The sequence below is a fragment of the Actinopolymorpha rutila genome, from assembly GCF_013407855.1.
Classification (GTDB): Bacteria; Actinomycetota; Actinomycetes; order Propionibacteriales; family Actinopolymorphaceae; genus Actinopolymorpha; species Actinopolymorpha rutila.
On the sequence record NZ_JACBZH010000001.1, the window covers coordinates 2319420 to 2340606 of the forward strand.

Genomic DNA, 21187 nt, shown 5'->3' on the forward strand with positions numbered 1-21187 from the left:
GCCGTGTTCGGGTTCGCGGCGTACCTCGGCCGCCGGCTCCTGCGACTGGTGGTGTCGCTGGTCGCGGTGTCGCTGATCACGTTCGTCCTGTTGCAGTTGGCACCCGGCAACTTCGCCGACATCCAGCGGATCAGCAGCGGCGCCAGCACGATCGGGTCGGCCGGCACCGAGGACGTCGCGAACGCGTTCAAGGCCCGCTACGGCGCCGACGTCCCGGTCTGGAAGCAGTACCTCATCTTCATGAAGGGTGCGGTCACCTGGGACTTCGGCCCGTCGTACAAGTACCCCACGCTGGACGTCCAGGAGATCATCGCCAAGGCGTTCCCGGTGTCGGCCACGCTGGCGCTGCTGTCGGTGCTGCTGGCGCTGCTCATCGCGCTGCCCGTCGGTGTTTTCGCGGCGCTGCGGCAGAACTCCCCGGCCGACCACGGCACGATGTTCCTGGTCACGCTGGGACACGCGCTGCCGGGCTTCCTCAGTGCGGCGTTCCTCGTGCTGTTGTTCACCGCCACGCTGCACGTGCTGCCCTCCAGCGGGTTCACCGGGCCGCGCAACCTCGTCATGCCGGTGCTCGCGCTGGCCGTCGGGCCGGCCGCGGTGCTCGCCCGCTACGTCCGGTCGAGCATGCTGGAGACGCTGCGGGAGGAGTACGTCACCGCGGCGTACGCCAAGGGCGGCCCGCGGCGCACGGTCATCGTCCGGCACGCGCTGCGCAACTCCCTCATCCCACTGGTGACGGTGGTCGGCCCCCTGCTGGCGGGGCTGATGACCGGGACGGTGTTCATCGAGGCGCTGTTCCGCATCCCCGGGCTGGGGCTCTACTTCGCCACCGCCGCCGCCAGCCGGGACATGCCCCTGCTGATGGGCAGCACGTTGTTCTTCGCTGTCATCCTGATGGTCACCAACCTCCTGGTCGACCTGGTGTACGGCGTACTCGATCCACGGATTCGGGCCGAAGGGGGGTGGGGACGATCGCGGTCTCGGAAGGCGTCACAGCGGATCTCACCGCAGGAAGCACTGTGACCGAGCAGGAGCGCCCCAGAGGGCAGTGGGCCCGGGCGTGGGGCCGGTTCCGGGCGAACCGGCTCGCCCTCGGCAGCCTGGTGTTCTGCGCGCTGCTGGTGCTGGCGGCACTGGCAGCACCACTGGTCGCGCCGCACCACTACGCCGAGGTCGACTACACCGCGCGGCTGGCCCCCATCGGCGCGCCCGGCCACCCGCTCGGCACCGACCTGCTCGGCCGCGACATCGCCAGCCGGCTCGTCTACGGCCTGCGGACCGCGCTGGTCGTGGCGTTCGGCGCGGAGCTCACCGCACTTGTGCTCGCGCTGCTCGTCGGCCTGGTCGCGGGTTACCGCGGCGGCCGGGTCGAGCAGGGACTGATGGGCCTCACCGACGTGATGTACGCGTTCCCCAGCTACCTCTTCGCGGTGGTGCTGGTGACCGTGCTGGGCCGCAGCCTGTTCGCGCTGATCCTGGCCATCGGCATCGCCTCGTGGGTGACCCAGGCCCGGCTGGTCCGGGCGCAGGTGCTGACGCTGAAACAGCGGGAGTACGTCGAGGCGGCCAGGGCGATGGGCGCGCGCGGCACCACGATCGCGGTGAAGTACATCCTGCCGAACGCGATCGGGCCCATCCTGGTCACCACCAGCTTCGCCATCCCGGCGGCGATCTCGGCCGAGGCCGGCCTGGCCCTGCTCGGACTCGGCGTCCAGCCACCGACGCCCTCGTGGGGCGCGATGATCACCGACGGGATGCGCTACCTCCTGGCCGCACCGCACGTGATGGTCTTCCCGGCCACCCTGTTCGCGTTGACGCTGCTGGCGTTCACCTGGGTGGGCGACGGGCTGCGGGACGCCTTCGACCCGACGGCGGAGCAACGATGACCACCCCGACCCGGGACCGCGCGGACGACCGACGTCGCCGCCCTGTGCACGACACCGACGCCACCTCTGGCTCCGGCTCTGCTCCCGGCCCGGACGCGCCGCTGCTGTCGGTCCGAGACCTGCACGTCCACTTCCGCCGGGGCAAGGAGATCCTGCGCGCGGTCGACGGCGTGAGCTTCGACCTGCACGCCGGCCGGGCGCTGGCGGTCGTGGGGGAGAGCGGCAGCGGCAAGACGGTGACCGCGCGCAGCCTGCTGCGGCTGTTGCCGCGCAACGCCCGGATCGCGGACGGGCAGGTGTGGTTCAACCACGCCGCCGGAAGCCGGGACGGCGACCAGCACGCGAACAGGGGCGACCGGCCGGGCGGTCGCGGCCGGCGTGACCGAGGTGCCGCCGGACCGCGTGACCTGCTGCGCCTCGGTGAGCGGGAGATGCGGAGGGTTCGCGGGCGGAACATCGGCATGGTGTTCCAGAACGCCATGGAGGCGATGAACCCCACCCTCACCCTCGAACGCCAGCTGACCGAACACCTGCTCTGGCACGGGATCTGCGGCAAGGCCGAGGCCCGCGACCGGGCGGTGCGCGCGCTCGGCGACGTCGGCATCCCCGAGCCCGAACGCCGGATCCGCACGTACCCGTTCCAGCTGTCCGGCGGGATGCGCCAGCGGGCGATGATCGCGATGGCGATGCTCACCCAGCCGGCTCTGCTGATCGCCGACGAACCCACCACCGCCGTCGACGTCACCGTGCAGCGGCAGATCCTCGACCTGCTGGTGGAGGTGAAGAACCGCGGCACCGGCATCGTGATGATCACCCACGACCTCGGCGTCGCGCGGTACTTCTGCGACGACGTGGTGGTGATGTACGCCGGCCGGGTGGTGGAGCGGGCGAGCACGCCGGACCTGCTGGACACGCCGCGGCATCCGTACTCCGTCGGTCTGCTCGGCTCGTGTGTGGAGATCGGCGACCGCGGCCGGGCGCTCGCGCCGATCCAGGGCGCTCCGCCCGACCTGGCCCGCCGGCCACAGGGATGCGCGTTCCATCCGAGGTGCGGAATGGCCGAGGCGCCGCGCTGCCTCACCGACCAGCCGCTGCTCCCGCTCGGTGGCGACGGCTCTGGCGGCACCGGCGGCCGGGAGGCCGCGTGCTGGAAGGTGGTGCCGGATGCCTGAGCGGGCTTCTGGGCAGCAGAGCGTTCTGGTGCGGGTGGAGAACCTCGGCAAGACGTTCTCCACCCCGGCCGGTGATGTGGTCGCCGTCGACGACGTGACGTTCGACGTCGTACGCGGAGAGACGCTCGGCCTGGTGGGGGAGAGCGGCAGCGGCAAGTCGACCGTGGCCAGGCTGCTGATGTGGCTGCAGGAGCCGACGTCGGGCCGGGTGCTGTTCGACGGCACCGACCTGGCCGGCGTGCCCGGCCGGGACCTGCGTACCGTCCGGCGGCGGATGCAGATGGTGTTCCAGAACCCCTACGGCTCCTTGCTCCCGCACTACACCGCGGCCGGCAACGTCGCCGAGCCGCTGCGGCTGCACCGCATCGGCGACAAGGACAGCCGGCGGGAGCGGGCCAGGGAGCTGCTGGACCTGGTGGGTGTCAACCCGCGCTTTGCGGACCTGTATCCCCGGCAGTTCTCCGGCGGCCAGCAACAACGCATCGCGATCGCCCGTGCCCTGGCACTCGGCCCCGAGTTGCTGGTGTGCGACGAACCCACGTCCGCGCTGGACGTCTCCATCCAGGCGCAGATCCTCAACCTGCTCGACGACCTGCGCGAACGCCTCGGACTGACCTGCCTGTTCATCTCGCACAACCTCGCCGTGGTGGAACGCCTCGCCAACCGGGTCGCGGTGATGCGCCAGGGACGCGTTGTCGAGCTCGCCCCGACCGAGGAACTCTTCCGCGCGCCGCAAGACCCCTACACCCGTGCCCTGCTGGGCGCGGTCCTGCCGGTTCGCGGATAGCGGACGGCTCCGACTGCACCGACACCGGTCGGGAGGAAGTTCCTCGAGTGCCTCCTCGCCGGCCCGAAGGAGGAAGTCACGTGAGTGGCACCAGTCCCGTCGCGGTTGTGCTCGACCCGGAGCTACGGGTCGCCGCGCATGCCCGGAACGAGAACGCGTGGTGGCTGTACTCCACGGAGGTCCTGGACCACCTGCGGGTGCCGTACGACGTCATCCGCCCGGACGAGGCGGACGCCCGGCTGGCGGCGGGCGGCACCGTACTGGTGCACGCGGCGGAGGGCCGGATCGTCGGCCCCGCGGGTGAGAGGGCGTTCCCGGCCGACCTGTGGGAGCGCATCGTCACCATCCAGCAGGGCACGCCGGTTCACGAGGACGGGCCGCCAGCACCGGACGGTTCGTGCCCGGTCGACGACGGAATCCTCAAGTGCGACGACGGCCTGGCGCTGTCCTACGACGAGGACCGGATCGTGCCGCCCGGGGAGCCCGCGCTGAAGGGTGCGTTCTCCCACACCTACCCGCCGCCTGCCGCCGCGCCGATGTTCCACCAGGCAAAGGCCGACCGGCTGCGGCTGGACTTCCTCGGGCTGTTGTTCGACGCCGCCGAGGCGGCCGGGATCGCCGTACCGTGGCTGCACTACTGGCCGGCCGGGATCCCCGCGGTGGCGCACATGTCCCACGACTCCGACGGCAACGACTCCGACGCGGCGCTGAGCGCGCTGGAGGTGTTCGACCAGGCCGGCGTGCACGTGACCTGGTGCCACTGCTTCCCTGGCGGCTACCGGCCGGAGGTGGTGGCCGAGATCGCGGCCCGCGGCCACGAGCAGGCGCTGCACTACAACGCGATGGGCGATGCCGACATCGCCTCCTGGGGCTGGCCGCAGCTGCGTGCGCAGTACGCCTGGGCACAGGCGATGACCGGGCGCGAGGACATCGTCTCCAACAAGAACCACTACACCCGCTGGGAGGGCTGGGACGACTTCTTCCTGTGGTGTGAGCGGATCGGCATCCGGATCGACGAGTCGCGCGGACCGAGCAAGCAGGGCAACGTCGGGTTCCCGTTCGGTTCGTGCCACCTGAGCTTCCCGATCGCCGGCGTAGGCGAGCACAACCGCCGGATCGATGTCCTCGAGCTCCCGCTGCACACCCAGGACCTCGCCTGGGCAGGCCACACCGCCATCCGGGACGTCATCCTGACCGAGGCGCTGGAGGTGCACGGCGTCGCGCACTTCCTGTTCCACGCCGCGCACCTGCACACCAAGCCCGACGTCGCCCAGGCCTGCCGGGACGTGGCCGCGGAGGCCCGGCGGCTCGGCATGCAGTGGTGGACCGCCGAACAGCTCAACGACTGGGAGCGGGCCCGGCGCGGCGTACGCGTCGCGGTGGAGCCCGGGGCCGGCAGCGGTGAGCTGCGGGTCGAGGTCACCGCGACCACCGCGGTGAAGGGCGCGGGCGTGCTGCTCGCGGTGCCGGGGCTGGGACCTGACGATGATGCCGGGGCCACGCCGCGGGTGCTCACCGGCGACGCGACCTGCGCCGTGGTGACCCGGCACGGACGCCGGCTGCTCGAACTCGCCGCCGACCTTCCGGCCGGAACGTCGGTGTTCACCGTCACCACCGCCGGCCGGCCCGGCTGACCTCCGGCCGCCGCGGGCGGTCCGACTGAGGGAGGAACCATGAGCAGTGGGCAACCCATGAGCAGTTGGCAACTCGGCCGTCGGAGCTTCCTGCGCCGGTGCGGCACCTCCGCGATGGTGCTCGGCGCGGCCGGGGTCGGTGTGGTCGGCGGTGCCGGCGTACCGGCCCTGACACCGACCCGCCGCGCCCTGGCCGCGACGACGCTGTCGGCGCAGGCGGAGCAATCGGCGTACGACTACACCGCGCGGGAGACGTACGACAGCTTCGACCGCGCCTTCCACGAGAGCGGGAGCGCCGGGCAGCCGGACCAGCCGAACGAGGCCGGCGGGCTGGCCTGGGGTCAGTCGTACGTGCTGGCGAGTTTCCTGCGGATGTACGACGCCTACCGCGACACCTACTACCTCGACCGGTTCGTGCACAACGCCGATCTGGTGCTCGCCAACCGCGACAGCGAGCGCGGCGTCACCGACTACGCCGGTCGGTGCCGGCCGGCGTGGCGGGCGATGAACCCCTACACCGTTGGGATCGCCCGGCTGGTCGATGCGGGCGGCGCGCCCCTGCTGGAGGTGCGCAGCGCACTGGCCTACGCCGACCGGGCGACCGCGAGCGTGCGAGCCGGCGAGGGCGAGCGGTTCACCCTCGCCGTGACGAACACGCAGTACGCCCGGACCGACACCTTCGCCGACGTGACCATGGACCCGGCCAGTCCCGACTACGTTGTCACCCGGGTGTACGACGCGTACCCCACCGGGACCATGGCGACCGTGCGCGACCTGCGCCCGGCACCCGCGGCGGGTGACCCACCGGCGCCGGGCGACACCGCCCTCGCCTCCGTGCCGGTCGTGTTCGCGGTGCACACCGGGATGATCAGCCACCCGCTCGCGTGGTTCGCCGCCACCGTGCTCACCGAACCGCGCCTGCGCCGCGATCCGCGCTACGGCCGCAAGGCCGAGGAGTACGCCGCGGCGGCACGGGACGCGGCCGCGGTGCACGACGAGGAGTGGCGCGACGGCCCCGACGGCACCGGGTGGTTCCAGTGGCCCAAGGGCATGCCGGTCCCGTACGACGGCAACATCCAGCCCATCAACCAGAGCGTGGCACTCGGCCGCACGTACCTCGCGCTCGCCGAGGTCAGCCGGGACCGGACCTACCGCGACCGGGCCGGCCGGCTTGCCCGGATGTTCGCCGCGCAACTGGAGGTTGACAGCGCCGGTGCGGCCGGCTGGCACTACTGGCCGACCACGAGCCGGATGTACGACGGTTACGCCAAGACCGGCAACCCCGCCACGGACGTGTCGGCCTACACCCCGGCGTACGGGTCGGCCGGTCGCGGCGCCCAGCAGTACGAGGACGTGAGCCACGGCGCGATCGAGGTGGACTTCGCGGTCCGGGCGTTCCGGTCTGGCGTGGTCTTCCGCGGTGCGGACATGGCCGCGTTTGCAGCGACGTACACCCGCAACCTGGCCACCACGACACCCGAGGGCATCGCCACCACGTACACCCGGGTCGACGGAGGCGGCGGACTCGCCGCGTCCGGGCAGTACCTCCAGGCGCCCAGGTGGATGGCGGTCGCGTGGTGGGACGGGCGGGTGTTCACCCACACCCGGGCGATCTACGACGACCGGCAGGTCCAGCCGGGCTTCGGCTCCGGCCTGCTGTGTGTCGCCAACCTCAACTGGTACGCCCGCCGAGGCTGACCAGCGCTGACCGTCCTACGTGCCCGAACGACCTCGTCGGGTGCGCTGGATCGCCTCGTCGACGGCGGTGAGGTTCCCCTCTTCCCAACGACGCTCGGTCTCGATGCCTTCGATACGCCATCCTTCGGAGGTGCGGCGCAGATGGTTGGTGTAGATGGCGCGCAGCAGATAGAACTCTCCGTTCGGGGAGCCCTGGATCAGGTGCTGGGCATACATCGTCGACACGCAGGTGGCCAGATCGGGATCAGCGGTGTCGAACGTGATGACGTGGTTGGCGCTCAGATGCTGAGTCAGCGTGAAGCCGTCGAGCGCCTCGGAGATCAGCGCGACCAGACCCGCCCGGCTGGTCGAGCTCGTCGGCCGGCCGTCGTGGTACTCCGTCAGCACCGGATCGGTGAAGCAGCGGGTGAAGGTCGCCCAGTCTCTGCGGTCGACGTTCAGGCAGTAGTTGATGACGGTCTCGCTGATGGCGGCTCGGTCCTCGAGCCGTCGGACCCGGGTGGCGAGATCGTCCATGGCCGGCACTCCCTTTGAAGCTTGGTGGTCGCTGGGGAGGCGGGGTGGTGATTCACGCTGGCACCCCGCGGGTGGCAGTAAGGCAGTAGTGCCCGTCGGCCGTGGTTGGCCTGCTGTGTCGTACTGAGCAGCAGGCCGTCGGCCGCAGTTGACCCGGTATGTCGTACTGGGCAGCAGGGCCGTCGGCCGCAGTTGGCCTGCTGTGTCGTACTGGGCAGCAGGGCCGTCGGCCGCAGTTGGCCTGCTGTGTCGTACTGAGCAGCAGGGCCGTCGGCCCACCCCGCGGAGGTCGGCGGCCCTGCTGCGTACCCGAGCCTAGGCGCTGCACCGCGGCTCGTGTCCGACCCCCACCCGGCCCGCGTGGCCGAACCGGACGCTCGGCCGGGCTTTCCTGGGCGAAGTGTGGAGACCTACGGGGCCTGTAGCACCCGTACGTCTCCACACTTCGCGGTGAGTCCAGGGGACGAATGGCGTGCGAGCCTGGTTCGCCGCACGGTCCCGGGTACCCACCGCTCACCGCTCAGAGCGTGTGCGCCTGGCCGAGAACCTTGCTCACCGCCGCGGCGATGTCGCGTACGTCGGCCTCGTCGCCGAGCAGGGCCGGCTGCGGCAGCCACACGGTGTCGGCGGCGACCTGTTCGGCGCCCGGCACCCGCGGCTCGGCGTACGGGACCTCCAGTCGCTTGGTGAGCGTGGCGATCTCCTCCCGCAGCGCGTTGTTGCGGTGCAGGCCGACGTAACCGCCCGAGCAGGGAATGCCCTCCGCGGCCAGCGCCTGCACGAACGCGTCCCGTTTCCCGGCGGCACCCAGCGCGGGCAGGCGCATCAGGAACAGGTGCCGGCCGTGGGCGGTGACGTTCGGGTCCTCCGAGGGGAGAGACACACCCTCCACCTCACCCAGCAACGAGCCGAGCAGCCGGGCGTTCGCGTCCCGGGTCGCCTGGGTCGCCGGATGGTCGCGCAGCTGCCCGGTGAGGATCGCCGCCTGGAACTCGGTCAGCCGCAGGTTGTAGCCCAGGTGCTCGTGTTGGTACCACCCGCCGCCGCGGACCCGGCCGACGTTGGCGAGCGCGTACAGGCGTTCGGCCAGCCGGTCGTCGTTGGTGACCACCGCGCCGCCCTCGCCGGCACTCATGTTCTTCGACGTCTGGAAACTGAACGTTCCGAGGTCGCCGAGCGCCCCGACGCGGCGGCCCCGCCACTCCGCACCATGGGCCTGAGCGGCGTCCTCGACGATCGCCACGCCGTGCTCGCGGCCGAGCGCGGCGAACGCGTCCAGGTCGCACGGACGGCCGGCGATGTGCACCGGCATCACCGCCCGGGTGCGCGGGGTGATCGCGGCCGCGGCCGCCACCGGGTCCAGCAGGTGGGTGGCCGGGTCGACATCGGCGAACACCGGGACCGCGCCGACGAGCACCACCGCCGCCGCGCTGGCGATGAAGGTGTACGGCGGAACGATCACCTCGTCGCCGATCCCGACCCCGGCCGCACGCAGCGCGGCGACCAGGGCCAGGGTTCCGTTGCTCACGCAGACACAGTGCGCCGCCTGCTGGTAGTCGGCGAAGTCGCGTTCGAACGCCGCCACCCGGTCGCCGTGTGTGCTGCCCCACTTACCCGAGTCGAGGACGTCGAGCAGTTCGGCGCCCACCTGCTCATCGGCGCGCGGCCAGGCGGGGAAGGGACGGGTACGGACGGGAGTGCCGCCCCGGAGGGCGAGCGTGCTGGCCATGAGTGCGGTCACCTCGTGTGGTTCGGCTGGTTCGGTGGCTGGTTCGGTGGGTGGGACGGCGTGTGGAACGGTGTCCGGGACGGCGCGGCCGGCGGTCATGTCGTCCACTCCCGGGTGAGCGGGATGCGGACGGCGGCACCTTCGGCCACGTCGTAGGTGTACCCCTTGTCGAAGTCCTCCGGATCGACGTACCCCCGGATCGTGGTGACGTCACCGATGTCCAGCACGAGGGTGCGGGCATCCTTTCGCGTGGCGCCGACGATGCGGTAGACCGCGTTGCGTACGCCGTCGTTGTCGACGTACACGTAGCTGCCCACGACCGACTCCGGTGCGGGAGCGGCGCCGGCGAGCCGGAGGGTGAGGGAGTTGTCGGTGCTGAGGCCGCGGGTGAAGTCGGTGACCGTGCCGGTGAGGGCGGCCGGACCGCGCACCTGGTTCACCGCGGCCACCATCGAGGCGTCGTGCCCGAACGCGTACACCGGTCGTCCGGCCGACAGCGAGTAGACCCCGAACGAGCCGCGGAAGACGAAGCGTCCGTCCACCCGGAGCACGACGTCGGTACGCAGCGAGCTCACCACGTAGTCGACCCGGCCGCTTGTCAAGGTCACCTTGACGGCGGTGGCCTCGTGCGGTGCGATGCTGCCGTCCGTGGCCTCCACGCGTACCGACTCCACGGACTTCACCAGGCGATCGCCGACGTACGGCTCGACCACCGACACGAACTGGCTGGCGAGGTCGGTGCCCGCGCGCCTGGCGAGGAGATACCGCAGCTTCGAAGGGTTGCCGGGCTTGTTGCGCGGCGGGATGCCGTCGCACAGGGCCACCTCGTCGACGTCGCCCAGCATGGTGAGCCGCACGTGCAGGTCGGGGTCGGGATCCAGGACGTTCCAGGTGTCCTTCACCGCCCAGTCCACGCTGTACGCCGGATCGGGGTCGGCGTCGCGGGACACGTTGGACAGCCAGTCGAACCCACTCGCTCCCGCACGCGGCGTGGCGTTGTCGGCCGGCGGCTCGACGTCGGGACCGGCGTAGCTTCCGCCTGCCTGGTCGGTGAGCGTGAGCCCGGTAGTGGTGACCGGGCCCTCCGCGGCGTGGAACGAGAAGTGGTGCTGGCTGCCGCCCTCGACCCGGAAGACGTCCACGGCGTAGGAGTTGTCGCCGTCGATGTCGACCAGTGCGGTCACCCGGCGGTAGAGGCTGGTCGTGGGGTAGGCCTTCGGCGCGGCGACGTCGAACATCCGCACCCGCTCACCGGCGGCGAATCCGCACGGCAGGCCGACCCACTCCACCGCCTGCCGGGTCGCGCCGACCACCACGGTGTTGTGGGCAACCGTGTTGGACGTCCACTCCACCCGGCGGGCGTTGGTGTCGGCGAACTCCGGGTAGCCGAGGTCGGGCAGCAGGTCGACACCGAAGCCGAACAACCCGAGGTTGAGCGCGTCGGCGTGCCCGTGCCCGGTCGTTCGGCCGTACGACGTCCACAGCTCCCGGCGGGTGGCGCCCTGGCCCACCCGTAGCGCGGCGAACCCGAAGCCGGTGTGGTTCTCCGAGCCGAGGTTCAGCGGCCCGTGCTCCTTGATCAGCGCGGCGATCCGGTCCCGGGTCCCCTCCACGTCGGCGGACCAGATGCTGCCGTACAGCCCGTCGATCTTGTTGCCGTTGAGGAGGTACGCCGACTGCGCGAGCTCCAGCCCGCCGGTCCGCTCGAACTGCCCGGTGTACTGGGTCGCGCTGCCGTACAGCTCCGGCCCGCCCGTCGTGCCGGTGTCGCCGATGCTCGGCGTGTAGCGGTTGAGCATGGTCACCATCGGTGTGGCCTGGACCATCCGGAGGTACTTCGGGTGCTTCCACAGGTCGGCGGAGGCGTACTTCGGGTAGCCCTCGAGCGCGTCGACGACCCCGGCGATCGCCGTCGGCCAGATGAAGTCGTAGTGCGGCGCGCCCTCGTCGCCCATGCCGTCCCGGTCCACGTCGTCGACCAGCGTGGCGCTCAGGTTGCCGCCGGTGATGTGTAGCTTGGGGGTGCTGACCCGGCCGCCGGTCCTGAAGACGAAGTCGATCTGCTCCTTCGTCTCGGTGTCGGAGTCGAGTACGACCGCCGCGGTGGCCAGGGTGGCCTGGTGGGTACCGAAGTTGCCCGCGATCTGGTGTGCCTTCACCGCCGGGTAGACCTGGCGGACGAGGCCGTCCTCGAGGTTCTGCTTGAGCGCGGCCACGCTGTCCTTGGCCGGCAGGGCGTACTTCTGCGCCTTGGCGGACAGGAACGCCAGCACGTCGGCGTCGTCGGCGGTCGCGATCGCCGGGAAGAACGCGTCGTAGGCGGCCACGAAGTCCTTGGAGAGTCCGACCTCCCAGATGCAGCCGAGGATCTTTCCCTGTCCGGACAGGCCGTCGGACTGCAGGTAGCCGTCCGCGCGCTTGTAGGCCGCGGCGTCCATCGCGGGATAGACGTCGGCGATCCGGTCCAGCAGGACCAGCCCGGCGTGGGCGTACTTCGCCTCCCCGGTGTAGATGTAGGCGTCCCGCAGGGACCGCAACGCGTTCTGGATCACGCCCTTCGCCGTCTCCACCCCGGCGTACCACAGGTGCCAGTGGTGGTAGTAGGCGACGAACGTCCACTTGTCGCCGTTGCCGTCGACCCAGCCGAAGCCGTCGTCGACTCCCCACGTCGGGCCCTTCTCGGGGTAGAGCTCGTTGACCAGCAGGGAGCGATCGGCGCGGGCGGGGTCGAACTCGCAGTGCTCGTCCAGGCCGCTGGCGTAGTAGGCGCCGAAGTCGTTGGTGGGGAAGACGTAGTCGCAGGAGGGGTCGACGATCTTCCACGGCCGGTTCAGCGGATCGGCCGTGTAGGGGTAGTTGCCGAACCGGAAGATGTCCTTGCCGGTGACGGGTGAGCCGAGCGTCTGGTTGACGGCGTAGCTGCGGGGCAGGCGCTGGCAGGTGACGAGGTTCCACAGCCACTCGTCGCCCTTGTCGAGATAGGGCTTCGCGGCCGCCACGGCGTTGTCGCGCAGCCGCGCACCCCAGTCGTAGGCGGCGATGTTGCGCCGGACCGCGGCCACCTTCTCCGGGGTGTAGTACGTCGAGCCGGCCTTCGTCGAGGGGGTCAGGGTCGAGGCGGTCAGCGTCATGGCAACCGCTGCTGCGCCCGGCCCGCCCGTGGTGGCCAGGGCCGCGTCGGCCCGGGCCGGCCTGGAGAGGGGCGAGAGCACGCCGACCGCACCGACCGCACCGACCGCGCCGAAGGCGGCGAGGCGGAGGACGTCGCGCCGGCCCGGACCACGACCAGCTGTGCTGTGCGAGTGGGCAGAGTCCGGAGCGGGGCCGTACGCGGAGCTGTCGGCGGGGCCGGAACTGGTCATTGCTGTCTCCTCCGGGCGGGGGACATGCGAGGACGTGCAGCGGACGTGCGGCAGATATGCGGGCCGTGCTGCGGGAGCGTTCCAGGCGAGCTTGCCGCGTACTGGACTTTAGGTCAAGACCGTATAGATTGTGGTTCGGCCGGGCAGAACGTACGCAGCGACGGATTCCCCTGCGAGTTGGGAATGGTGAGGTAGGCATGGTGAGGTACGCATGAGCCAGCCAGGCGAGGAGACCCTCGCACTCGACGGCGGCACGCCGGTCCGCACCGCGGCGTTCCCCAGTGTGGGCAACGCCGCGGGCCGCACCCTGGGTGCGGAGGAGATCGAGGCGGTCACCCGGGTGGTGGCCTCCGGCCGGCTGAACAGCACGGTCGGCGACGAGACCCGGCAGCTGGAACGCGAGTTCGCCGACTACTACGGCCTCCCGCACGCGGTCGCGTCGAGTTCGGGCACCGCCGCGATCCACCTCGCGGTCGCCGCGGTCGACCCCGAGCCAGGCGACGAGATCATCACCACGCCGATCACCGACGCGGGCACCGTGCTGCCGATCCTGATGCAGAACGCGGTTCCGGTGTTCGCCGACGTCGATCCGCGTACCGGCAATCTCGACGTGGCCTCGGTCCGCGACCGGATCACCGCGCGTACCAGGGCGATCATCGCGGTGCACCTGTTCGGGGCGCCGGCACCGGTGGTGGAGCTGCGGGCGCTGGCCGACGAGCACGGCCTGCTGCTGGTCGAGGACTGCGCCCAGGCGTACCTCACCCGCTGCTCGGACGGTCGGCTGGCCGGCACGGTCGGCCAGATCGGCTGCTTCAGCCTGCAGCAGTCCAAGCACATCACCGCGGGCGACGGCGGTCTGTGCGTCACCGGCGACGACGACCTGGCCAGGCGGATGCGGTTGTTCGCGGACAAGGGCTGGCCGCGCGACACCGACGAACGCACGCACCTGTTCCTGTCCACCAACTACCGCATGACCGAGCTCCAGGCGGCGGTGGCGCGTGCCCAGCTGCCGAAGCTGGCCGGCGTGGTGGCCGACCGGCGGGCCGGGGCGCAGCGGCTCGGTGCTGCCCTTTCCGGCCTTGCGGGGTTGGCGATTCCGCCGGACGAGGGTGGCGTGAGCTACTGGCAGTACCCCCTCGTCGTGGACCCCGGCCGGGCCGGCGGCACCTGCCACGACTACGGCAAGGCACTGGCAGCGGAGGGCATCCCCGCCAACGGCGGCTACCTGACCCGGCCCGTCTACCGGACTCCGGTGCTCACCGAGCGCCGCACCTACGGCCGTTCCGGCTATCCGCTGCACTCACCGCCCGCGCGGGTCGAGCCGGCGTACGACGTCGGGCTGTGCCCGGAGGCCGAACGCCTGATCGGCGAGCGGCTGCTGGTGGTGTCCTGGAACGAGCGCTACACCGCCGCCGACGTGGACGACATCGCCCGCGCGGTCGGCAAGGTGCACCGCGCCTTCACGTCGAGGTAGCCGGCGTCGAGGTAGCACGCTTTGCCGAGGCGGCACGCGTCGCCGAGGCGGCACCGCGGCTCGGCGGCCGTCCGCGTCAGGTGGTGGCGAACGCCGCCATCATCGCCATGTCCTCGTGTTCGAGGTTGTGGCAGTGCAGGAGGTACGGCCCGCGATAGTCGGTGAAGCGCACCGCGACGTCGACGTACTCCGTTGGCCGCAGGTCGACGGTGTCCTTCCAGCCGGCGTCGAAGCGTCCCGGACCACCGTTGCCGCGCCGGACCACCTGGAACGGGTCGAGGTGCACGTGCACCGGGTGGTGCAGGTCGGCCTGGAACCGCCAGATCTCGATGTCGCCGAGCCGGGGCCGGGCGTCCATCCGGCGCGGGTCGAACGGTCGGCCGTTGATCGTCCAGCCCTTCTCGCCGTGCACGTCTCCCCTGGCGAACCGCCACTCCCGCGTGCGCACCGCCTTCGCGGGGTCGAGCTTCTCGATTCTGCCGAGCGTGGAAGGGATCGCGGTGTCGTCCTTCACCCGGTGAGTCACCCGGAACCGCATCACCCGCGCGGTCGGCCCGCTGCCCAGTTGGTTGACCATCGTCACCACAGTTCCGGGCTTGTACGCCGAGAAGTCCACCACCACGTCGAAGCGTTCGGCCGGGGCGGCGACGATGGTGTCCTGGCCCTCCGGGTGTTCGAGCAGCCCGCCGTCCCCGCCGATCTGGACGAACGGCGTGCCCTCGCCAGGACCCGGGTCCAGGGCCAGCCGGTAGCGGCGGGCGTTGGAGGCGTTCAGGATCCGGAAGCGGTAGCGCGCGGCGGCCACCTCCAGCACCGGCCACGGTGCGCCGTTGACCAGGATGACGTCGCCCAGAACGCCTTCCATGTAAGCGGAGGTGACACCGGGCGTTGAGCGGAGCTCCCGGTCGAGTGCGGGATAGCGGAAGGCGCCGTTCTCCTCGAACGCCCGGTCGCAGATCATCAGCGGCACGTCCCGTTCGCCGCTCGGCAGCGGCAGCGCCTGCTCCTCGTCGTCGTGCACCAGATGGAAGCCGGCCAGACCTCGGTAGACCTGCGCACCGGTGAAGTCCATCCGGTGGTCGTGGTACCACAACGTCGCCGCGCGCTGGTGGAACGGATACGCGTAGTCGCGCTCGCCCCTGCGGACGTCGCCGGTCATGGAGCCGGTCGTCGAGCCCGCGCCGTGACCGGCTCCGTGGCCGTGTCCCGCACCCGGGTTCCAGCCGCCGACCGGCAGCACCAGGTCGATCGGGTAGCCGTCGTGGTCGGATGGCGTGTGCCCGCCGTGCAGGTGCACCACGGTCGGCACGGGGAGGGTGTTGCGGTGACGTACGACGGTCCGCCGGCCGCTGCGGCTCACCAGCGTGGGGCCGGGAAACATGCCGTCGTACCCGAGGATCGGTGTCTTCAGGCCGGGCAGGATCTCCACGTCGGCGACCCGCTGGACGATCTCGTAGTAGTCGGTGGTGGCGTCCCTGAGCAAGGGCTCCTTGACAGCGGGCACCGGCAGCGGAACGGCGTACGGCCGTGGTCGCGGTGTGAGGCTGGTGAGCAGCTGGGCCGTCTGCCCGGTGGTGTCCCGGCCGCAGCCGGTCAGGCCGAACGACCCGGCGACTCCGGCCGCGCCGGCCGCACCGACCAGCCCGAGGAAACCTCGCCTTGACAGGCGTGTACTCATCAACGGTGCTCCCTACGCACTCGGGCCTCACGGGCGCGTGGGCCCAACAGCCAACAGGTGAAGAGGATCTGGCTAAGAACGAGGCCCACGCCGAGGGGAACGTGCACGAGCAGGGTGTGGTGGTAGCCGAGGAACACCTGCGTCACGACGGCCACCAGCAGCGCCGCGGGCGCTGCGGCCGGCCACCAGCGTCCGCCGCCCTGCCAGACGTACAGCACCGTGGTCAGGAGTTGGCCGAACGCGAGTGCGGTGACCACGCGCGCGTTGGCCTCGTGCGTCCCGAGCGCGCCCACGTCGCCGGAGAGGTAGCTTCCGGCCAGCACGGGCTGGAGGAACAACGCCGCGCACGTGAGCAGGGCGGCGATCCGCAACGCCAGCAGGGATCGACGTGGCCTTGTGCGGGGCCTGTCCGGCCGGGATTCGGTCATCGCGGTCATGCCTGCTCACCTGCCTTCGGGCGAGATCTGGGGCGGCGGGCTCCGGCACGGAAGAGCCAGACCACGAGGACCACCTGCGTGGTGACGACGGCGACGCCGAGCGGTACGTGCACGGCGAGTTTGCCGGCGTACCCCATGCCGGTCTGGATCCCTTCGGCGAAGAACAACATCGCCGTGACGAGGGCGGGCCAGCCGCGTCCTCGACCGGGCCAGACATAGACCAGCGCGGCGCCGAACTGCACCATGCAGGCGAGAATCACCAGGCCGGCGTTGAGTGAGTGGGTGGCGAGCGCGTCGAAGCGGCCGCTGAGGTAGATGCCGGCGAGCACGGGCTGGCCGACCACCAGGCCGGCGTGGACGAGCGCGACGAGCCGCAGCAGCCACAGCGTGGCGCGCGGCCCGCCAGCGGGGGCGCCCGGTGGGCTGGGCCGCGGGCTGGCGGCGAGGACGGCGGACGGCAACGGACCTCCTCGAGTCGAATGCGGACGCCGCCCAGGCTATGTGTCGGCTGCCTACATATGAATCGGGTTGTTCCCTGGTCTTCTCCGCCCGCGTTCACCCCGGGATCCGCTCAGGGGAATACCGGAGATCGGCCCTGAGAGGCGCGCCGCGGAGCTGTCCGACAGTGGTGCGGATGGGTAGGCTGCGTACTCGTGAAGGCCGACATCGTGCGCGGGCACCTCGACGCGCTGCTGCTCGCGACCCTCGCCGACGGGCCCCTGCACGGCTACGCGATCATCGAGGCCCTGCAGGCCCGCAGCGGTGGCGTCCTCGACCTGCCCACCGGCAGCGTCTATCCGGCGCTGCGCCGCCTCGAACGAGCCCGGTACATCTCCGGCCAGTGGAGCATCGTCGGCGGCCGCCGGCGGCGCACCTACCAGCTCACCCGCGCCGGGCGGCAGGAGCTGGCCAGGGAGCGCGCCGACTGGAGCCGGTTCACCACGGCGATCGGCGGTGTCCTGGGGGAGTCGCGATGAGCGCACCCATCGACAGTTACGTCCGGCGGGTACGCCACCTGTTGCCCGGTCCGGCGTCGGCCCGGGCGGGGATGCTGCACGAACTGTCCGACGGACTGCACGACGCCGCGCAGGCCCACGTCCGGGCCGGTGTCCCGGCGGAGGACGCCGAGGCGCGGGCGGTCGCCGAGTGCGGGCCGGCCGAGGACGCCGCGGCCGCCTATCGCCCCGAACTCACCGCGCTCCAGGGCCGGCACACGGCGATGCTGGTCGCGGTACTCATGCCCGGCCTCAACCTCCTGTGGGACGTCCCGTGGATGATCCCCGGCCCGTGGAACGCCCCACCCAACCCCGTCGTGTCGGCGCTGTCCCGGGTCGTCACCGGAGCCGACCTGCTGGCCGGCTGCTGTGCGGTGGCGCTGATCCTGCTGATGATGCTCGCGGCCCGGCGCGGTCGCCCGGCCACCTCGCTCACCGGCGCGGTCGGAGTGATCGGCGTGATCGCGTTCACGGTCACGCTGAGCTGTTCGGTGGCGATGATGGTCGCCAACGCCGACGGGCCGAGTCGGGCGTTCGCGACGTCCTGGATCGGGCTACTGGTGGGTTCGGTCACCGTCGTCTGCGCGTGCCTGTTGGCGAGGTCGCTGGCCCGGTCGCTGCGGTCGGCGTTCGCCGCTGCCGCCCGTACACCGTCGCGGCCCGCGCCCGCCGGTGCCGCCGAACAGCCGGGACGAACCGAACGGCTGGGACGGTGACGGCCGTGACCTCGATGACAACGACGTCGACGACACCGGTGCCCGGCCGCCGCGACGACGGACCGATCGGTGCGTACGTCACCGCCCTCGGCCACGCCCTCCGCGGCCCGCGCGCCGCCCGGCGGGACGTCACCGCCGAACTCGCCGACGGGCTCCACGACGCCGCCGACGCCTATGTCGAGGCGGGGATGCCGGAGCGGGAGGCACAGGTCAGGGCCGTCCGCGAGTGTGGGCCGGTGGCGGACGTCGCCGCCGAGTACGCCCCCGAACTCGCGGCGGTCCAGGGCCGGCGGACGGCCGCGGTGTGCGCGCTGTCGATGCCGGCGACGGTGCTCGCCTGGGGCCTCACGTGGCGCGCCGAGCTGCCGAGCACACCGGCGCCACACCGCCAGTGGCGGCTGGGCGTTCTGTCCGACCTCACCGACTGGGCCGGCATCGCCGGCGGGGCCGCCGGCTGCGTCCTGGCCGCCCTGCTCGTGGTGTCGGCGCGCCGGGTGGTTCCGGTACGGCTGGTCCTCGCCCTGCTGGTCATCCTGTGCGGCGGAGCGGTGCTGGTCTCCACCGCCTGCTCGGTGGTGATGAACGTCGCCAACGCCGAGCTGATCGAGTGGATGCTGGCCGGCTCGTCGGCCGCGGTCGCGCTGTCACTGGCCACCGGCGTGATCTCCGCCTGGCAGCTGGCGTCGTTGTGCCGCAGCGCGAACCTCGCGTTCCGCCGCGGCTGACGCCTCACCCGCCTGTCGCGAGTTCGGCGAGCACCGCGGTCACCGCGAGGTTGTGGAAACGCGGCCGCAGCCGGGGCATCGTGCTGGCGTCGCGTTCGGGGTGGACGCGGTTGGTGAGCAGGGTGACGTAGAGCCCGAGCTCTGGATCGACCCACAGGCTGGTGCCGGTGAAACCCGCGTGTCCGTACGCCGACCCGCTCATCAGGTCGCCGGGAAGTGTCGACAGCAGGTCGTTTCCCTGCCAGGCAAGGGACCTGCGGAGGTTCAGGTGGTCGGTCGCCGGCCTGGTCATCACCGCGAGCGTACGCGGGGCCAGCAGCCGGCCGTGCTCGGCGCGGCCGCCGCGGACGAGCGCCAGCCCGAGGCGTTCGACGTCTGCGAGGGTGGCGAACAGCCCGGCGTGTGCGGAGATCCCGCCGAGCACCTCGGCGTTCTCGTCGTGCACCGTGCCCTGGATCAGCCGGCCGCGCCAGGCGCACTCCTCGGTGGCCGCGGTGCGGCGCCAGCGTTCCCGCGGCGGGTTGTAGGTGAGGTCGGTGGCGCCGAGCGGCTCCGCGACGTACTCGCGTACCAACGCGTCCAGCGGCCGGCCGGCGGCGGCCTCGGCGACCAGGCCGAGCACGATGAAGCCCTGCGAGCTGTACTCCACCCGGGTGCCCGGCCCGCCGCGCAGCGGAAGGTCGCGGACCGCGGCCAGCAGGCCGTCCCGGTCAGGGTGGTCGCGGTAGAGGCGCTGCCCGCCCGGAATGCCGGAGGTGTGGGTCAGCAGGTGCCAGACGGTGAGGTCGGCCTTGTCCGTGCCGGCGTACTCGGGCAGGTGCATGGCCACCGGGTCGGTCAGCGCGAGCAGACCACGCTCGACCAGGGCCATCACTACCAACCCGGCGACGGGTTTGGTGAGCGAGGCAAGGTCCCACCCGGTGTCCTCGGTCACCGGCTCGCCGTTCCAGGCGAGGGTGCCGAGGTGACCGCGACGGACGGGTCCGTCGGCGGTGCCGGCCGACCAGGCCGCCCCGGAGTACACCCGGTCCGTGCGGGCGTGTTCCAGCAGGGTGGTCAGTGGGTCGGTCGGCGGCGGGGTCACGGCGTCGGCTCCGGATCGTGGGGCGGGACGAGCAGGGTGTGCGACCTCAGGGCGTGTGGTCGCCCTCCTTCTCGTTGCGGCGGGCGTAGTGGAGGACCCGGTCGAGGTCGACGTCGACGCCGAGGCCGGCACCCTGGGGTACGGGCAGGCTTCCGTGGGACAGTTCGATGCGCTCGGTCAGGACGTCGCCGTCGGCGAGGTAGTACATCGCGTCCACGGCATGGTCGAGCCGGTCGAGTGCCGCGGCGACCTGGAGATGGCATGCGGTGGAGATACCCAGTTCGCCGCCGCTGTGGAAGTTCAGCCCGAGACCGAAAGCCCGGCAGGTGGCGGCGAGGTTCATCGTCGGGCCGACACCGCCCCATTTGTGCACGTCGGCGTGGATGATGTCGACCGCACCCATCCGCACCGCGGGGGCGAGGTCCTCCTCGCGTACGACACACATGTTGGTGCACAGGGGAGTGGCGATCTGCGCACGCACCTGCGCCATCCCCTCCAGGCCCGCGCACGGGTCCTCGAGGTACTCCAGGTCGAGGGCGTCGAGTTGACGACCGGCCCACACCGACTCGGGCACCGACCAGACGGCGTTCGGGTCCACGCGCAGCGCGGTGTCGGGCAGTTTCGCCCGCAGCGCCCTCATCACCGACACGTCGAACCGCGCGTCGGTGGAGCCCTTGAACTTCAGCGCCGTGAACCCGTGCGTGGCCACGATCTCGGTGGCCTTGTCGGCCAGTACGGCCGGCTGGTCGGCGCGGGCCACGTCGCCGGCGGCGCCCCGGGTGAGCAGTCCGGTGAGGGGTACGACGTCACGGACCGCGCCGCCGAGGTACAGGTGCAGCGGCACCCCGGTGGCCTTGCAGGCGAGGTCGAGGAACGCCATCTCCAGCCCGGCCAGCGCGCAGTATCCGATGTAGCCGTAGAAGAACGGCACCATCGCGCACGTACGCCGGATCGCCGCGCTCGCACGCGGGTCGGCGCCGACGAACTGGTCCCTGATCCGCTCGACCAGCGCCGCGGTCGGCCGGCCGTGCATGGTCTCGCCCCAGCCCTCCAGCCCGTCGTGGTCGCGGACGCGGATCAGCGTACGGGTGGTGCCGGCCTTCGCCTCGAAGCTGCTGGCGAACGTGGTTGTCAAGGGGACGTTGACAACCCAGACGTCGATGTCGGCGACGCGCATGGATCTCCGTTCCGCAGTTGCCGGCCGAGCCTGCAGTTGCCGGCCGAGCCGGCAGCCGTCAGTGCCTCGCGCCGACCCTACCGAAGATCACCGCACGACCAGCGCGGTCGTGCGGAA

The 21187-nt window shown here is 71.6% G+C and carries 18 protein-coding genes; 10 read left to right on the forward strand and 8 right to left on the reverse strand.

Annotated elements, in window-relative coordinates:
• The first annotated feature begins 3 nt into the window (after positions 1-3).
• From F4554_RS10445 to F4554_RS10470, 6 genes are all read left to right on the forward strand, one after another.
• The gene (locus tag F4554_RS10445; RefSeq protein ID WP_179787198.1) at positions 4-1023 is read left to right on the forward strand and encodes an ABC transporter permease subunit; all 1020 of its coding nucleotides are present in this window, start codon (positions 4-6) and stop codon (positions 1021-1023) included.
• On the forward strand, positions 1020-1886 hold the full coding sequence (locus F4554_RS33535; RefSeq protein WP_337795958.1) for an ABC transporter permease: 867 nt from the start codon (positions 1020-1022) through the stop codon (positions 1884-1886). Before F4554_RS10445 ends, F4554_RS33535 begins: the two co-directional genes overlap by 4 nt.
• On the forward strand, positions 1883-3058 hold the full coding sequence (locus tag F4554_RS10455) for an ABC transporter ATP-binding protein (RefSeq protein WP_179787200.1): 1176 nt from the start codon (positions 1883-1885) through the stop codon (positions 3056-3058). The genes F4554_RS33535 and F4554_RS10455 overlap by 4 nt, the downstream gene beginning before the upstream one ends.
• Positions 3051-3845, forward strand: coding sequence for an ATP-binding cassette domain-containing protein (locus tag F4554_RS10460; protein ID WP_179787201.1), 795 nt, complete (start codon positions 3051-3053; stop codon positions 3843-3845). Before F4554_RS10455 ends, F4554_RS10460 begins: the two co-directional genes overlap by 8 nt.
• Before the next feature lie 80 nt (positions 3846-3925).
• Positions 3926-5479, forward strand: coding sequence for a hypothetical protein (locus F4554_RS10465; protein WP_179787202.1), 1554 nt, complete (start codon positions 3926-3928; stop codon positions 5477-5479).
• A 39-nt stretch (positions 5480-5518) separates the two neighbouring features.
• Positions 5519-7177 carry a hypothetical protein gene (locus tag F4554_RS10470; protein ID WP_179787203.1) on the forward strand — a complete coding sequence of 553 codons (1659 nt, stop codon included), beginning with the start codon at positions 5519-5521 and terminating at the stop codon, positions 7175-7177.
• 15 nt (positions 7178-7192) lie between these two features.
• On the opposite strand, the gene F4554_RS10475 is transcribed toward F4554_RS10470, so the two are convergent.
• From F4554_RS10475 to F4554_RS10485, 3 genes are all read right to left on the reverse strand, one after another.
• Positions 7193-7693 carry a nuclear transport factor 2 family protein gene (locus tag F4554_RS10475; protein ID WP_179787204.1) on the reverse strand — a complete coding sequence of 167 codons (501 nt, stop codon included), beginning with the start codon at positions 7691-7693 and terminating at the stop codon, positions 7193-7195.
• A gap of 520 nt (positions 7694-8213) precedes the next feature.
• Positions 8214-9521, reverse strand: a complete 1308-nt coding sequence (locus F4554_RS10480; protein ID WP_238341259.1) for a DegT/DnrJ/EryC1/StrS family aminotransferase — start codon at positions 9519-9521, stop codon at positions 8214-8216.
• Entirely contained in the window at positions 9518-12784 is a 3267-nt protein-coding gene (locus F4554_RS10485) for a heparinase II/III domain-containing protein (protein WP_179787205.1), read from the reverse strand. The genes F4554_RS10480 and F4554_RS10485 overlap by 4 nt, the downstream gene beginning before the upstream one ends.
• A gap of 211 nt (positions 12785-12995) precedes the next feature.
• Here F4554_RS10485 and F4554_RS10490 point away from each other — a divergent pair, with 211 nt between their 5' ends.
• Positions 12996-14258: a DegT/DnrJ/EryC1/StrS family aminotransferase gene (locus F4554_RS10490; protein WP_179787206.1), complete on the forward strand. Its 1263-nt coding sequence runs from the start codon at positions 12996-12998 to the stop codon at positions 14256-14258.
• A gap of 76 nt (positions 14259-14334) precedes the next feature.
• Here the strand turns inward: F4554_RS10490 and F4554_RS10495 are convergent, their stop codons facing one another.
• The 3 genes from F4554_RS10495 to F4554_RS10505 are packed head-to-tail and all read right to left on the reverse strand — an operon-like array spanning position 14335 to position 16834.
• On the reverse strand, positions 14335-15936 hold the full coding sequence (locus F4554_RS10495; protein WP_179787207.1) for a multicopper oxidase family protein: 1602 nt from the start codon (positions 15934-15936) through the stop codon (positions 14335-14337).
• Entirely contained in the window at positions 15936-16373 is a 438-nt protein-coding gene (locus F4554_RS10500) for a hypothetical protein (protein WP_179787208.1), read from the reverse strand. The genes F4554_RS10495 and F4554_RS10500 overlap by 1 nt, the downstream gene beginning before the upstream one ends.
• Complete coding sequence (locus F4554_RS10505; protein WP_238341260.1) at positions 16370-16834, reverse strand: hypothetical protein; 465 nt, start codon at positions 16832-16834, stop codon at positions 16370-16372. Before F4554_RS10505 ends, F4554_RS10500 begins: the two co-directional genes overlap by 4 nt.
• Positions 16835-17026: 192 nt before the next feature.
• Here F4554_RS10505 and F4554_RS10510 point away from each other — a divergent pair, with 192 nt between their 5' ends.
• From F4554_RS10510 to F4554_RS10520, 3 genes are read left to right on the forward strand one after another with little or no spacing between them, the layout of a single operon-like run.
• Positions 17027-17350, forward strand: a complete 324-nt coding sequence (locus tag F4554_RS10510; protein ID WP_179787209.1) for a helix-turn-helix transcriptional regulator — start codon at positions 17027-17029, stop codon at positions 17348-17350.
• Positions 17347-18084 (forward strand): hypothetical protein, encoded by a 738-nt coding sequence (locus tag F4554_RS10515; protein ID WP_179787210.1) that lies wholly within the window; start codon positions 17347-17349, stop codon positions 18082-18084. Before F4554_RS10510 ends, F4554_RS10515 begins: the two co-directional genes overlap by 4 nt.
• 14 nt (positions 18085-18098) lie before the next feature.
• Positions 18099-18809, forward strand: coding sequence for a permease prefix domain 1-containing protein (locus F4554_RS10520; protein ID WP_238341813.1), 711 nt, complete (start codon positions 18099-18101; stop codon positions 18807-18809).
• A gap of 4 nt (positions 18810-18813) precedes the next feature.
• On the opposite strand, the gene F4554_RS10525 is transcribed toward F4554_RS10520, so the two are convergent.
• A complete protein-coding gene (locus F4554_RS10525) occupies positions 18814-19893 on the reverse strand; it encodes a serine hydrolase domain-containing protein (RefSeq protein WP_337795959.1) in 1080 nt (359 codons plus the stop codon).
• A 46-nt stretch (positions 19894-19939) separates the two neighbouring features.
• Positions 19940-21070 carry a mandelate racemase/muconate lactonizing enzyme family protein gene (locus F4554_RS10530; RefSeq protein WP_179787213.1) on the reverse strand — a complete coding sequence of 377 codons (1131 nt, stop codon included), beginning with the start codon at positions 21068-21070 and terminating at the stop codon, positions 19940-19942.
• Positions 21071-21187: the final 117 nt, after the last annotated feature.